The sequence below is a fragment of the Methylomonas lenta genome (genome assembly GCF_001644015.1).
In the GTDB taxonomy this organism is placed as follows: Bacteria; Pseudomonadota; Gammaproteobacteria; order Methylococcales; family Methylomonadaceae; genus Methylomonas; species Methylomonas lenta.
The window spans coordinates 1-15,220 of sequence record NZ_LUUI01000142.1; the positions used below are offsets into that span (position 1 = coordinate 1).

A 15,220-nucleotide genomic window follows, 5' to 3' on the forward strand; every position below is an offset into this window, starting at 1 on the left:
CTTAATGGCAGTGACGCGGCGCGTGGGAACGAGGCAACAGGATACGTTTCTGGCGGGATTCAAAACAAAAGCCGTGACCAAGTTCGAGCAGAAACGCCTGCAGTTTGCCAAGCAACTGGTCTTCCAGTTGCGATTCGCTCATAACCTCGGCGGGCTTCAGACCGAGAAATTCGAATAGGTAAGGATCGCGGATATTGAATAGCGCTTGCGGTTCCACGCTCTGCTGGGCCAGTTCCGCCAGCTTAAGTTTGTCGATGGATAAACCGGAGCGTTCGTAATACAGGTTGCCGATCTGGCGTTTTAATTCCCGCACCGACCAGTTGCCGCGCAGGCATTCTATTTCGTAGAAGCTGCGCTTGGTGGCATCGTCGATATCGACCAACAGGTCAAAGTGGCTATATGACAGGCGTGTCATCAGTGGCGGGTTCCCCGCGGATTGTGGGGACGTTGTCCCCACTTTTTGCAGAATCGATTCCAATGCGGGTAGGAGCGGTAATTGTGGGGGCAGTGTCCCCACAAATGCCGGGTAAAACCGATAAAACCGAAGGTAACAATAAAGCTGGCGGCGATTACAGTTGCTTATGCCGTGTAGTGCTTGCGATAACTCGTCGAATAGCCGCTCGCCGTATTCAGCACGATCCCCGCCTTGTAATTCGTAATCGTTGATATAACCGCCAATCAACCAATTTCGTAACGTTAAGCCGATGTTGACGGCTTTACCAATTTGGTTGGTCAAGTCCTGATGCAGCGTTTGGATGCTATCGACTAATTGTTTGAATGTGGTTACATGATTCACGCCGTCACCTCTCTCAGCAAATCCACAATCTCGCCTTCCAGCGCCTTGATTTCGGCTTCTATGGTTTCCAAGTCGCGCGGTGGCTCGTAGCGGTAAAAGTGGCGATTCAGCGGGATTTCGTAGCCGACTTTGGTTTTGCTGTGATCAATCCAGGCATCGGGGACATGCGGCAATACTTCACGCTTAAAGTAAGCGTCTATGCTTTCTTTGAGCGGGACGGTTTCGGTATCGCGCAAGTCGGTATCCGGCTCCGGATTACCGTGCCTGTCGGTACAGATGATTGCCGTTTCGTCTCGTTCGCTTAATGCGGCCAATACTGCTTTTAATTCAGGCGCTGACAAACGTACATCATGGGCGCGATCAATGTCGCGTAGTGTCAGCAAGAAGTGTTTACGGTCTACAAATAAGGTCGCTCCATGCTGTTCAGCAAAAACGGCCAACAAATTGCGGATTTTTTGCTGGCGGGCGCGACCTGCTTCAATTTCTTGCTGGCGGACGGTTTCGTTCTTTTTATTGCTGTTGGCGAGGTTAATAAACGCGGTTTGCTGTTCCAGGCTGGCGATGCGCTCGGTACTAGCTTGGAAATTGAGCCTGAGTGGGCGTTCCACGGTAATTTTGTGATAACCAAAATCTGCGTTATCGAACAGCTTGCTGACGATTAATTCTTTTTCTTTGCCGTCAAGCGTAAAGCTACGGGTTTCACCATCGGCAAAGTTGGCATAGATGCGGGTGATTTCGCCGATATGATCCGGGTCTTTGGCTTTGTCGCTAGGGTCGCCAATGCGGCGGCGTTTGTTGCCCAAGGATTTTTCCATTGGCACCCAAAAGTTGCGGGCGTCGATCAATTGCACTTTGCTTTTTCGCTGGGGTTCCTTGCGGTTGCTGATGATCCAGATGTAAGTCGAAATGCCGGTGTTGTAGAACAGTTGCTCCGGCAGGGCGACGATGGCTTCCAACCAGTCGTTTTCGAAAATCCAGCGACGGATTTCACTTTCGCCGCTGCCGGCGTCACCGGTAAATAAAGGCGAACCGTTAAACACGATGCCGATGCGGCTGCCGCCGTTGGCCGGACTACGCATTTTGGCAATCATGTGTTGCAAGAACAGGAAAGCGCCGTCGTTGATGCGCGGCGTACCGGCACCAAAGCGGCCGGCATAGCCCAAGGTATCGGCTTCCTGCTGGATGATTTTTTGTTGCTGCTTCCATTCCACGCCAAACGGCGGATTGGCCAGCATGTAATCGAAAGTCCATGTGTTGCCGTCGCTGTCGCGCTCAAAGCCGTCGCGGGTGAAAGTATCGCCCAGGATCACATTGTCGGCGTCTTCACCCTTGATCAGCATGTCAGACTTACAGATCGCCCAGGCTTCGTCATTGAAATCCTGGCCGAATAGTTTTGGCTGCGCATCGGCATTGAGCTTGCGGATGTACTCTTATGCCACCGACAGCATGCCGCCGGTGCCGCAAGCCGGGTCATAAATGGTTTTGACCACATGACTTTGCGCCAAATCCTGCTCCGGCACCAATAACAGGTTGACCATCAATTTGATGACTTCACGCGGAGTGAAATGCTCGCCTGCTTCCTCGTTCGATTGTTCAGCACCGATACGGATCAGTTCTTCGAACACATAGCCCATTTGCACGTTATCCACCCGTTGCGGCGAAAGGTCGATGGCGGCAAAGGCTTTGACCACTTCGAACAGAATGTTCTTTTCTGCCATGTGGGCAATCTGCTCGCTGAATTTGAACTTCTCCATGATGGCACGGACGTTCCCAGAAAAGCCGTTTATGTAGCTATTTAGATTGGGGGCGAGATTGTTCGGATCGTTGAGCAGGGAATGATCGGCATTTTTGTCGAACTGCATTCGCGATAGATTGTAAAAGCGGTGTCCGGTTATTGATTGCAGTCTGGCCTGTATGACGCGTTCCGGCTTGGTTTTAAGGGTTTGATATTCCTCAAATGCCGCGTCTTTGCTAGGTGCGAGTAGACAATCGAAACGGCGCAACACGGTCAGCGGCAAAATGACTTTGCGGTATTCGTTGCGTTTGTAAGGACCGCGCAGCAGGTTGCAAATGCTCCAAATAAAATTGGCTAATTGGCTGTGAGTTTCGCCGTTCATTACGTTGTTTCCTTTTTATTTATATTCAACTCACCGCTCCGGGAGATTGATGCCAATATATTACCCTCTACAACACTTACAAGATACAAGAGGCGCTGAAAACGGCCAGCATAATTTGTACAGTTGACTAAACCCTTTATTGTATTTTTTGGTCTGCGATGGCCTTAACAACAGCTCGGACAATTTCATCAGCATTTTGGTTGGTAGAAGACCGGGGTAACTTTATTGCTGAAGAATCTCGCCTTGTCGATATAGCTGTATAGAGTTGTCAAAACATCTTCATGGCCTAAATTCTGGCTCCAAGACTTAAATTCTTCTGGTGTTTGGCAAAGCTGTTGGCCAAGTGTCACCAAGGTTTTAGAAAGCTATGTGAATTGAAATAGGGCAAATCGGTTGTTTCAAAAGCTTCACGAAAGATAGACCGTATCGGTGATGCGTTGCTCCAATGCTCGGGTTTGAGTCCTGATGCTTTAAATACCCTGTCTGCGACGATATGCTGAATTTCATCGCCTACCGGAAAGAAATAAGTAGTAAAGGTCTTACTGAATTTGGTATTCACCTCCCTGGCATCCTGAAACACGCAATTAGTAACCAGATCAACGTGTTTTAACTTCATCGAAGCAATGGTGCTATCTCTGGCACCGGTTAACCAGGTAAAGGCGATCAGTGCGCGGTTATCGGAAGGAATGGTTTTGTTTTTGACGATGCCTTTCATGCGCACATCGGCGCGGAAGTTTTCATTTGCTAAAGGTCTGAACACACCTTCAACAAATTAAAAAGCGGGCTAAATCTGACTGGTTTTGCGGGTTGAGCAAAATAAAGCAGCACTGCGCCTTGCTGCGTTTATGTTGCTTCAACTCGACGGGCAATTTAGTTGTAAAGCTTTATCTATCAGTCACTTAAATGGTGCCGGCAATAGGAATCGAACCTACGACCTTCGCGTTACGAGTGCCAGAATTTGCACATAACAGATTGATTTAATTGAATTTAATCAAATAGTCCTCACGTTGCAATGCCTATTTGTGCTTATTCGAGTTTATATGATTTACTCAGATTTTACCCAGCAATTTTCTGGTACACCGGCGCTAGATTCTTGCATGGGTTGAATTAATCTAACCTTGTTGGGTAAAAAGTTTACCCAAACTACCTTGAGTCTTCATGACTGGGGCATGCTTCGTGCATAAATTCTGGTATACAAGAATTATATCCATATCAATACAATTCTGATTATAAATTCTGCTTTTTCAGAGTTTTAATTGACTCCTAGCCATTCATCTTTTATAAATCTGTTATAGGAGATTTTTATGAAGCGTGTAGTTCCAACCCCATTCCCGGTCGATCCTTATCTCGAGAACCCTGTCGTCTTGGGTGCGGCCATTCGCTCTGCACGAACCCAGGCCGGGATTCGTTTGGAAGATGCAGCGATGACCATTGGCGTGTGTTTACAAACATTGGTCGACATTGAAGCCGGAAAACCGGGTGTTAGTATCGGTAAAATTCTGCAAGTCTCGCAAGGATTAGGTGTGTCATTATTTGTCATACCTCAATCGCAACGTGAAATCGCTCGCCGTCGTCTGTCCGATTTAACGGTGGACAACCAAGCATGAAATTGACTGTTCAGGCCAACGGCATTTGCATCGGTTGCTTGAGTTTGGATGCCCTGTCCGGACTGTATGCTTTTGACTATTCGGTTGAGTGGCTCGCCAAGGAACAGCGTTTTCCACTCAGCCCGGTCCTGCCGCTGGTTCGCCAAAGTTTGTCTGCAGAACAGCATAGCGCCCATGTACGGCAATTTTTTCAGAATCTGTTGCCCGAAGGGCAAGCGCTTGACGATGCGGCGCAAGCCAACAAGGTGTCAAAGTCTAACCTGATCGGTTTGCTGGTGGCATTAGGTCGAGAGACTGCAGGGGCTTTAGAGATCAGCCTTGACGATTCGCAAGCCTTATCAACGCCTTTAGCAGCCAAGCGTTTGCTCACCCGCGAAGAATTATCGCAGCGTATTCGATCACGTCCCGATCTAGCCTTCAGCGTTTGGGACGGCAAAGTGCGCTTATCCATTGCAGGCTATCAGGACAAGATTGCACTATTGGAAGAAAATGGCTTATGGTTTCTGGTGGATGGAGGCAGCCTGGCATCTACCCACTTGCTAAAACCTGATCCAATCCGCAGCGGATTGCAGCATATGACGAGTAACGAGTTCGCCTGCATGCGCTTGGCTCGGGCTGTCGGAGTAGCCGCAGCCGATATTCGGCTCGAGCACATTCCGGACCCCGTGCTGCTGATACGCCGATTTGATCGCAGAATTACCACTGAAGGCATCGACCGCTTACATTGCATTGATGGCTGCCAAGCGTTAGGCCTGGGTGTCAGTATGAAATACGAACGTCCTTACGGCGATGGTCGTGATGTACAGCATATCCGGGATGGTGCCTCCTTACCCAAGCTGTTTGCATTATTCGACCGAGTCAGCGCACAACCGACTGCCGATCGTTTGGCACTATTGCGTTGGACGATTTTTCAAACCCTGATCGGTAATACCGACGCCCATGGTAAAAACTTGTCATTTTTCATCGATGCGGGTGGAATTCGCTTGGCGCCAGCCTACGATTTGCTGTGTTGCCTAATTTACTCTGGCGACCAGATCAGCGATACACTATCCATGGCAATTGGTGATAATTTTGATGTCCTATCATTAACGCCCTACGACTGGGCTCTAATGGCGGTCGAATGCGGACTGAATGCCCGATTGGTTAGCCGGGAGCTTAAGCAGATGGCCAATAAAATTCTGAAGATTTGGCCTGAATTAAAAGTCCATCTCGCAACTGCTAACGCCGACGATGTGACTTTGAAAGCCATTGAAGCCACCTTGAACCAACAATGCCAGCATGCACTCAGCATTGCGGACAATATTCCGAAGGTTTCAAAAGAGCTATTGTGAGAAGTTGATGCTTTCAAGCTCGCAGCTAGTTCGTTCGTTATCAACTAGACCCATTCGATAATCCGCCTTGTTCACTGGTGATATCCGGAGTATTCATCTAAAAATAGACCTTGTTTTGAGTATTCCGATGAAGACTGTCATGCATTCTTGGAGCAAACCAGTCAGCAAAAATTTAAAGAAAGCAGCCACTGATAGTGAATGAAATCACTCGACTTAGTCGGCGGCCACCGACCCACAGGCGATATCCAGACTCTAAGATAAAGTTGAAAAATCGTAGTCGATAGATTTTGGGGGCACAATCGTCAACGCGTTATTTAGACGATATTTATATTTGCTCTTCTGTATATTCAATTAACGTCATAAATAGCCGTTGCGTTTCAAATAACGTCGCTTGTGACCCAGCGAATTTTCTTGTTGAAGGTTGAAAGGGGGGCTAATGGTCTGGATATATTGGTTGAGCGGCTGCCTGGCACTTGCCGTATTTGTTTATCTTGTTACAGCGTTGTTTTACCCGGAGAAATTCTGATGACAGAGCAAGGCTTGCTGCAAGTTACTTTGTATTTGGCTATATTGCTGCTGCTGGTTAGACCCCTGGGTGGCTATATGGCGAGAGTTTATCTGAACGCACCGCCGGCGGGACCGAGCCGTTGGCTGACGGGAATAGAACGTGGCATCTACCGACTCAGTAGCATCGATCCCGATCAGGAGATGTGCTGGCCACAATATGCGTTGGCGGTGTTGCTGTTCAATCTGCTGGGAATAGTAGCAGTATTTGTACTGGAACGCTGGCAGGCTATTTTGCCACTTAACCCGCAGGGAATGGCGGCAATCGGTGTCGATTCAGCGTTGAATACGGCGGTGAGTTTTGCGACCAATACCAACTGGCAAGGCTATGGCGGCGAAACCACCCTGAGCTATCTGACCCAGATGCTGGGTTTGACGGTGCAGAACTTCCTGTCCGCCGCCAGCGGTATGGCGGTTTTGGTGGCCTTGATTCGTGGGTTTTCTCGACACAACGCCGAGACCATTGGAAATTTCTGGGTGGATATGACGCGCAGCGTGCTCTATATCCTGCTGCCTTTATCGCTGGTTTTTGCCGTCATACTAGCTGGCCAAGGCGTTCTGCAGAACTACGCGCCTTACCAAACGGTTACGACAGTCGAAGCGCAAAATCAAGCCGCCCGGCAACAAACTATCGCGATGGGGCCAGTCGCCTCTCAACTGGCGATCAAACAACTCGGCACCAACGGCGGCGGTTTCTTCAACGTCAATTCGTCCCACCCTTTTGAAAATCCGACGCCTTTGTCCAATTTCCTGGAAATGCTGGCGATTCTGCTGATACCGGCTGCCTTGTGTTACAGCTTCGGCGTCATGATAGGTGATACACGGCAAGGTTGGTTGATTCTGGCGACCATGGCGGCGATATTCATTCCGTTAGTGTTGTTGACGGTTGCCGCCGAACAAGCCGGTAACCCTTTGCTGGCGAATCCGGACGTCGACCAGGCGGCATCGCTCACACAAGCCGGCGGTAACATGGAGGGTAAGGAAACCCGTTTCGGCATCGTCAATTCGGCGTTATGGGCGGTGGTGACCACGGCAGCCTCCAATGGCTCGGTCAATGCGATGCACGATTCCTTTACACCGCTGGGCGGATTGGCACCAATGGCACTGATGCAACTCGGCGAAGTTGTGTTCGGTGGCGTCGGTTCGGGTTTGTACGGCATGATCGTGTTTGCACTGGTTGCGGTATTCATCGCCGGTTTGATGATAGGACGTACGCCGGAATATTTGGGTAAGAAGATCGAAGCGTTCGAAATGAAAATGGCAGCCCTGGTGATTTTGATCCCGCCGCTGTTAGTGTTAGGTGGCACGGCCTTAGCCGTGATGCTGGACGTCGGCAAAACATCTATTTTCAATCCCGGCGCCCATGGTTTCAGTGAAGTACTGTATGCCTTTTCTTCAGCAGGCAACAATAACGGCAGTGCGTTTGCAGGTCTGAATGCCAACGTGCCGTTCTATAATCTGAGCCTCGCCATCGCCATGTTGATTGCCCGATACGGCTTGATGGTGCCGGTACTGGCGATTGCGGGTTCCCTGGCGGCAAAAAAGTCCGTGCCGGTCGGAGCCGGCACGTTGCCGACGCATACACCTTTGTTCGGCATGTTATTACTGGTCGTTGTGGTGATGGTTGGTGCCCTGACTTTCGTGCCGGCATTGGCGTTGGGGCCTATCGTCGAACACTTGCAAATGATAGGTCTTCATTGATCTGAAAGGTGAGGATATGAGTAAAAACACGCTTTCCACTTCCTTATTTAACCGGGACATCCTGCAACAAGCCATAATCGATGCCTTCGCTAAATTGGCACCTCGGCAGCAATGGAAGAATCCGGTGATGTTCGTGGTTTATCTCGGCAGTATGTTGACCAGCGTACTTTGGCTGCAAGCCTTGCGCGGACAAGGCGACGCGCCGGCTGGTTTTATTCTGGCCATTGCCTGTTGTCTATGGTTTACCGTACTGTTCGCCAATTTTGCAGAAGCGGTCGCGGAAGGCCGCAGCAAGGCACAGGCTTCGTTTCTGCACAACGCCAAGCGTGACATCATCGCCAAGAAACTTGACGAAGCGCGTTACGGCAACCCTTTCACAGAGATCGCAGCCTCCAGTCTACGCAAGGGCGACGTGGTATTGATAGAAGCCGGCGATTTCATACCCGGCGACGGCGATGTGATCGAGGGTGTTGCTTCGGTCGACGAGAGTGCGATTACCGGCGAGAGCGCGCCTGTAATTCGCGAATCAGGCGGCGACTTCAGTTCAGTGACCGGCGGTACGCGCGTCTTGTCGGACTGGTTGGTGGTGCGCATCAGCGTCAATCCCGGTGAAACCTTCCTGGATAGAATGATTGCGATGGTGGAAGGCTCGCAGCGGCAAAAAACGCCCAACGAAATTGCCTTGACGATTTTATTAGTAGCGCTGACGCTGGTGTTTCTGATGGCCACTGTGACCTTGCTACCGTTTTCCTTGTATAGCGTAGAAACGGCCGGCAGCGGTCATCCTTTATCGATTACGGTGTTGGTCGCCTTGCTGGTATGCTTGATACCTACCACCATCGGTGGCCTGTTATCGGCGATCGGCGTGGCGGGGATCGGTCGCATGATGCAGAAAAACGTCGTTGCCACCTCGGGACGGGCGGTGGAGGCGGCCGGCGACGTCGACGTGCTATTGCTCGATAAGACCGGCACCATCACGTTGGGTAACCGCCAGGCTGCGGCCTTTTTTCCGGCCAAAGGCGTAAGCGAAAAGCAGCTCGCGGACGCCGCGCAATTGTCGTCGCTGGCCGATGAAACCCCGGAAGGCCGCAGTATCGTAGTGTTGGCCAAACAAAAGTTCGGCATCCGAGGGCGAGACGTACATTCCTTAGGCGCGACTTTCGTGCATTTCAGCGCCCAGACCCGAATGAGTGGTGTCAATCTGAAAGGCCGACAGATTCGCAAAGGTTCCGAAGATGCGATTCGTGGTTATATCACCGAGCAGGGCGGCCGCTTTCCCGCAGACACCCAAAATATCGTTATCGATGTTTCCCGCCGCGGTTCGACGCCTTTGGTGGTAGCCGAGGACAAGAAGGTTTTGGGCGTCATCGAGCTGAAAGACATCGTCAAGGGAGGCATCAAAGAGCGATTCATGGAATTACGGCAAATGGGCATCAAAACTATCATGATCACCGGCGACAACCGACTGACCGCCGCGGCGATCGCCGCCGAGGCTGGCGTGGACGATTTCCTGGCCGAAGCCACGCCGGAAGCAAAATTAAACTTGATTCGCCAGCATCAGGCCGAGGGCCGCTTGGTAGCCATGACAGGCGACGGCACCAACGATGCGCCGGCCTTGGCGCAGGCAGATGTCGCCGTAGCGATGAATAGCGGCACCCAGGCCGCCAAGGAAGCAGGCAATATGGTTGATCTGGATTCCAATCCGACCAAGTTGATCGAAATCGTCGAAACCGGCAAGCAGATGCTGATGACCCGCGGCGCCCTCACCACGTTCAGCATCGCTAACGACGTGGCCAAATATTTCGCGATCATCCCGGCCGCCTTCGCTGGCACTTATCCGGCTTTGAACGTATTGAATGTCATGCATCTGGCAACCCCGGCCAGCGCGATCTTGTCAGCAGTCATTTTTAATGCTCTGATCATTATCGCGTTGATTCCACTGGCATTGCGCGGCGTGGGTTATAAGCCGGTCGGCGCCGAGAAACTTTTACAAAACAATTTGCTGATCTACGGTTTGGGCGGGTTGGTTGTCCCGTTTATCGGCATCAAGCTGATTGATGCATTACTGGTCGGTCTGCATCTGGTTTAACAGGAGACTTTATGTTGAATTATCTGAAACCCACCATTGTGTTATTTGCACTGCTGACGCTTTTGACCGGTGTCGTTTATCCGTTACTGGTGACGGCTTTGGCGCAAGGCCTTTTCCCGATTCAAGCCAACGGTAGCCTTCTCAAGGGCGCTGAAGATCAACTTATAGGCTCCGAGATAATCGGGCAACATTTCAGTGACCCTAAATATTTTTGGGGTCGGCCATCGGCGACATCCCCTTATCCCTATAACGCCGCTGCATCTTCAGGTTCCAATCTCGGTCCGACCAATCCGCTTCTGATCAATGCCGTTAAGACGCGAATCGATGAGTTGAAGAAAGCTGATCCGGTTAATCATCTGAAAATACCCATCGATCTAGTGACGAGCTCAGCGAGTGGCCTAGACCCCCAAATCAGCGTAGCGGCGGCCGAATACCAGATTCATCGGGTGGCCAACGTTCGGCACTTGTCAGAGAAGCAACTGCGCCACCTGGTGCATGAACATACCGAAGGAAGACAATGGCATTTATTCGGTGAAGCCAGAGTCAATGTCTTGAAACTGAATCTGGCACTGGATGCGTTTAAATTCCAATCCTGGTCCAAATGAACGAGCAGCGCCCGGACCCCGATCAACTCTTAGCCCGCGTCGAACGTGACGCGGCCAAGGCAAAGCGCGGACGATTGAAGATTTTTTTCGGCGCATCTGCAGGCGTCGGCAAGACCTATGCAATGTTATTGGCGGTGCGAGAAAGACGGGCAGAAAATCTGGATGTAGTGCTTGGCTTGGTAGAAACCCATGGCCGCCAGGACACTGAGGCTTTGCTGAATGGTTTGGAAAAATTGCCGACTCGGCAAATCAATTACCGGGGTAATGTTCTGCACGAGTTCGATATCGACGCCGCCCTGAAAAGACGGCCGGCACTGATAATGGTAGACGAACTCGCGCATACGAATGTGCCGGGCTCCCGACATCCGAAACGCTGGCAGGATATTCAGGAACTGTTGGAGGCCGGTATAGATGTTTATACCGCACTTAATGTCCAGCACCTGGAAAGCTTGAATGACGACATTAGTCAGATTTCCGGGATTCGAGTCTGGGAAACGCTACCGGATACCGTGTTCGAGGATGCTGACGAAGTCGAATTGGTCGATTTACCGCCGGATGAATTATTGACTCGTCTTAAGGAAGGCAAGGTCTACATTCCGCAGCAAGTGGAGCATGCCATGCGGAATTTCTTCCGCAAGGGCAACCTGATCGCGCTACGTGAACTGGCACTGCGGCAAACCGCCAACCGGGTCGACGCGGACATGCTCGATTACCGGGAAGATCATGCCATTCAAGAGGTGTGGCAAGTCGGTGAACGGATTTTGGTCTGCATAGGCCCCAACCTATTGGCCGAGCGTTTGGTACGAGCAGGCAAACGGCTGGCGACAGGGTTAAAAGCCGGCTGGGTTGTGGCCTATGTCGAAACGCCAAGGTTGGCGAGATTGCCCGCTGAAAAACGCGACGCCGTTTTGCGAATTTTACGGCTAGCCGAACAGCTCGGCGCCGAAACCGTAACTTTGAGTTCGCCGGATATGAGCGAAGCCATCATCCGTTTTGCTCGCGAACGTAACATCAACAAGATCGTCGTCGGTAAACCCAGTCGGCGCGGGTGGAAACGCTGGCTATTGGGATCGGTGGTGGATGTCTTGATTAGCCATGCCCACAACATCAATATCTACTTATTAGGTAGTCGGCAAGATAAAGACGACGACGTCATTGAATCTTCCCTTTTCAGGAAGCCGCCGCTTCCAGGGCTTAGGCAACGCATTCCGCCAAAGCTGCAAAAGCGATATCGCGGTTATGTCTGGGCCGTGGCCGTGACTGTGATCAGTACCCTGTTAGGGCATTATGTGTTCCGGCGGTTGGAGTTGGCCAATCTGGTTATGGTGTTTTTGCTGGGTGTAGTCTATATCGCGATGCGCTTTGGACGCGGGCCATCTATCTTGGCTTCGGTATTGGCCATCGGCATGTTTGATGTGTTATTTGTCAAACCCTACTTCAGCTTGACGGTGGCTGACAGCCAATATTTGATCACCTTCGCCGTGATGTTGATCGTCGGCATTTTGATCAGTAATTTAATGATCAACGTCCGTTCGCAAGCCAAGGTGGCCGCGCACCGCGAGCGCCGAGCATCCGTGCTATATGCGATCAGCAAGGAGTTGGCCACTAGCCAAACCGAGCAGGATATTGTCGCCATCGCGGTGAAGCATTTGTACGCGGAATTCAGCAGCCCCAACGTCATTCTGTTTCCGGACGCCTCAGGGCATTTGGTTTGCCCTAAACAAACCAGTTTCTCGCAATCCTTGCGTGGTCCCGACCTCAGCGTCGCGCAGTGGGTCTTCGACCATAACGAGATGGCAGGACAAGGCACTCACACACTACCAGGAGCGGACGCCATTTATTTTCCGGTTTCCGACGGTGAAAAGGTGCTGGGGGTGCTGGCCTTAATACCCATCAATCTGCGTCGGATATTTTTACCGGAACAGCAGAAATTGCTGGAAACGTTCTTGCGCCAAATTGCTCAAGCTTTGATGCGAATCCGATTTTCCGAACAAGCAAAACTGACACAAATGCAGATCGAGGCCGAGCGCTTGCGTAATTCTTTGCTCAGTGCCATTTCCCACGACTTGCGTACGCCATTGGCAAGTATCCTCGGTTCAGCCACTACGCTGGCAGCCAATGAAAACCGAATGTCGTCGCCGGACAGGCAGGAACTGAGTCTGGCCATCGTCGACGAAGCCGAGCGCATGACGAATCTGGTCAACAATATTCTCGATATGGCCCGTTTGGACGCTGGTATCGCGGAATTGAACAAGCAGTGGTATCCAGCAGAAGAAATCATTGGTGTCGCATTGAACCGTTTACAGAAACCGCTTATCGACCGGCCGGTCAAAGTGCGCATACCGCCGGGCATACCCATGCTACATGTTGACGCAGTCATGATTGAACAGGTGTTGATCAATTTATTGGAAAACGCTATACGTTATACACCGGCTGGTAGTGCATTAGAAATCGAGGTGGAAGCGTTCGAAAATACTATTGAAATATCGCTAGCCGATCATGGAACAGGCATTCTTAAAGGTCTAGAGGAGAAATTGTTCGAAAAATTTTATCAAGTCCGCCACGAGACCGCACAAAGCGGTGTCGGGCTAGGCTTGGCAATTTGTAAGGCCATCGTCGAAGTCCACGGTGGCGGCATTCGAGCGCAAAATCGGCGGGAAGGCGGTGCCGTATTTATAATTACGTTGCCGAATGAACCTATGCCGCCGCAATTCGTCGCGGAACAATAAGCACTGTTCGTTTATGTCTAAAACCGATCCCGTCATCATTATCGTTGAAGACGAACTAGCTATCCGCAAATTCCTGCGCACCGGCTTGCGTTGTGAAGGGTTTACCGTGTACGAAGCCGATACCGGCAAACGCGGTATCATCGACGCCGGCACGCGGAAACCGGACTTGCTGATTTTGGATTTAGGTTTGCCGGATATGGATGGCGTCGAGGTTATCAAGGCCATTCGAAAATGGTCGACGCTACCTATCATCGTGCTATCGGCGCGTAGCCAGGAACAACAAAAAATCGACGCACTGGACCTGGGGGCTGATGATTATTTGACCAAACCCTTCGGTATCGGTGAACTGGTCGCCCGAATTCGTGTGGCTTTGCGCCACGCGAATAGGAAGGAGCAATCACTAAGCAACGATGTGCTGGTGACTGGCGGTCTGAAAGTGGATTTGAACAAACGCTTGGTGAGTGTCGATGGCCGGGAAATTTCCTTGACGCCGATTCAATACCGATTGTTGGCGGTATTAGCAAAAAATGCCGGCAAGGTGATGACCCACAGGCAGATTTTGAAAGAAGTGTGGGGGCATCCCTATCAAGACAATGTACATTACTTGCGCATGTATATGAGTCAACTGCGCTATAAACTTGAAATCGATCCAACTCAACCGCAGTATTTGGTCACAGAATCGGGTCTAGGATATAGGCTTAAAACAAAAGACGAGTAAGTAATTTAGTCTGTGGCTAGGTCTAAGTTCCCGACGGATTGACTAAAGACGTATGATCAGACATCCTGGAAATGGCAACGTTTGCGGTTAATACGGGCGCCAGAGATAAAGTGATTGGTGATTTGCGTTGGGATTGGGAAATTCAAATCCCGGAAATCGATTCATCGATATTCCTTGTCCCTGGGGAGTTCACTAAAAACGCGACACCGTGCTTGCTTGTACTCAACAGCACTGCGCGAGATGTAATCGAAAGTCGGCGCGGTAAAATAGCTACGCATGTTTTTGGTTACAGGAGGAAGCCGGTTGACCGTATGTACAACTCGGCTTGGAAAAAAGCTTGGTTAAGAGCCGGCTTGCCGGTAGGCAAGGAGGTACTATCCGGGCCTCACAATCTCGGCACACTTTTGCCCGGCGTCTACGCCTTGCCGGTGTGCCCCTAGAAACCAGAAAGGCGTTGATGCACCACATTGATGGCGACATTACGGTGCATTATTCGCCTGCCGAAGTGGGTGAACTGATAGCGGTTGTCGAGAGATTGACTAAGGTGGAAGGGGTTACTATGTTGCGCTTAGCATCTTAATTACCCACTGGGTAAATAGGCAGAAATCATAAGACTGATATAAAAATCACAAGATATTGATTTTATTGGTATTTAATGGTGCCGGCAATAGGAATCGAACCTACGACCTTCGCGTTACGAGTGCGGTTATAATAAAAATTGTCGGTAATTGTCGGCTAATCAAGTTAAATAAAATCAATGCCTTATGTTGTTTTTTCTGCCGAGTCTTACCGAGGAATAACGGCCTTATTTATGGCTGAGTGCGACAAAATTGCGACAAAGATTTATAATCAAACCCCAGAAATAAAGCGGGCCTGAAGGTGTTACCAGCACCATCAAGCCCTGACCGATTCACTTAACGAGCAGGGTTAAGCAATGGCTACCGCAGATTATAGCGCCATTGC

Annotated in this window: 12 protein-coding genes, 1 tRNA gene and 1 pseudogene; 10 read left to right on the forward strand and 4 right to left on the reverse strand. The window is 50.7% G+C overall.

Features of this window, described 5'->3' with window-relative positions:
• Position 1: 1 nt before the first annotated feature.
• The 3 genes and pseudogenes from A1359_RS16805 to A1359_RS23290 form a co-directional block, all read right to left on the reverse strand.
• Positions 2–796, reverse strand: coding sequence for a PDDEXK nuclease domain-containing protein (locus tag A1359_RS16805; RefSeq protein WP_083960702.1), 795 nt, complete (start codon positions 794–796; stop codon positions 2–4).
• Positions 793–2,913: pseudogene (locus A1359_RS16810) on the reverse strand (type I restriction-modification system subunit M). Before A1359_RS16810 ends, A1359_RS16805 begins: the two are co-directional and overlap by 4 nt.
• Positions 2,914–3,259: 346 nt before the next feature.
• Positions 3,260–3,673 (reverse strand): site-specific integrase, encoded by a 414-nt coding sequence (locus tag A1359_RS23290; RefSeq protein ID WP_232322339.1) that lies wholly within the window; start codon positions 3,671–3,673, stop codon positions 3,260–3,262.
• A 544-nt stretch (positions 3,674–4,217) separates the two neighbouring features.
• Between A1359_RS23290 and A1359_RS16820 the strand changes: the two genes are divergently transcribed.
• The 10 genes from A1359_RS16820 to A1359_RS23500 all read left to right on the forward strand — a co-directional run bounded on the left by A1359_RS16820 (position 4,218) and on the right by A1359_RS23500 (position 14,837).
• Complete coding sequence (locus tag A1359_RS16820) at positions 4,218–4,520, forward strand: helix-turn-helix domain-containing protein (RefSeq protein WP_066985826.1); 303 nt, start codon at positions 4,218–4,220, stop codon at positions 4,518–4,520.
• Positions 4,517–5,851 carry a HipA domain-containing protein gene (locus A1359_RS16825; RefSeq protein WP_066985829.1) on the forward strand — a complete coding sequence of 445 codons (1,335 nt, stop codon included), beginning with the start codon at positions 4,517–4,519 and terminating at the stop codon, positions 5,849–5,851. Before A1359_RS16820 ends, A1359_RS16825 begins: the two co-directional genes overlap by 4 nt.
• Positions 5,852–6,287: 436 nt before the next feature.
• Positions 6,288–6,377: a K(+)-transporting ATPase subunit F gene (gene kdpF, locus A1359_RS23715; protein ID WP_083960703.1), complete on the forward strand. Its 90-nt coding sequence runs from the start codon at positions 6,288–6,290 to the stop codon at positions 6,375–6,377.
• The gene (gene kdpA / locus A1359_RS16830) at positions 6,377–8,116 is read left to right on the forward strand and encodes a potassium-transporting ATPase subunit KdpA (RefSeq protein WP_066985832.1); all 1,740 of its coding nucleotides are present in this window, start codon (positions 6,377–6,379) and stop codon (positions 8,114–8,116) included. The genes kdpF and kdpA overlap by 1 nt, the downstream gene beginning before the upstream one ends.
• 16 nt (positions 8,117–8,132) lie before the next feature.
• Entirely contained in the window at positions 8,133–10,205 is a 2,073-nt protein-coding gene (gene kdpB / locus A1359_RS16835) for a potassium-transporting ATPase subunit KdpB (RefSeq protein WP_066985835.1), read from the forward strand.
• 11 nt (positions 10,206–10,216) lie between these two features.
• Complete coding sequence (gene kdpC, locus A1359_RS16840; protein WP_066985838.1) at positions 10,217–10,810, forward strand: potassium-transporting ATPase subunit KdpC; 594 nt, start codon at positions 10,217–10,219, stop codon at positions 10,808–10,810.
• Complete coding sequence (locus A1359_RS16845) at positions 10,807–13,539, forward strand: sensor histidine kinase (RefSeq protein WP_066985841.1); 2,733 nt, start codon at positions 10,807–10,809, stop codon at positions 13,537–13,539. Before kdpC ends, A1359_RS16845 begins: the two co-directional genes overlap by 4 nt.
• Before the next feature lie 13 nt (positions 13,540–13,552).
• Positions 13,553–14,257, forward strand: coding sequence for a response regulator (locus tag A1359_RS16850; RefSeq protein ID WP_066985844.1), 705 nt, complete (start codon positions 13,553–13,555; stop codon positions 14,255–14,257).
• 71 nt (positions 14,258–14,328) lie between these two features.
• Positions 14,329–14,697, forward strand: coding sequence for a hypothetical protein (locus A1359_RS23295; RefSeq protein ID WP_066985847.1), 369 nt, complete (start codon positions 14,329–14,331; stop codon positions 14,695–14,697).
• 17 nt (positions 14,698–14,714) lie between these two features.
• Positions 14,715–14,837 carry a hypothetical protein gene (locus A1359_RS23500; protein WP_269747941.1) on the forward strand — a complete coding sequence of 41 codons (123 nt, stop codon included), beginning with the start codon at positions 14,715–14,717 and terminating at the stop codon, positions 14,835–14,837.
• A gap of 76 nt (positions 14,838–14,913) precedes the next feature.
• On the opposite strand, the gene A1359_RS16860 is transcribed toward A1359_RS23500, so the two are convergent.
• A tRNA-Ser gene (locus A1359_RS16860) sits at positions 14,914–14,993 on the reverse strand.
• Positions 14,994–15,220 lie beyond the last annotated feature (227 nt).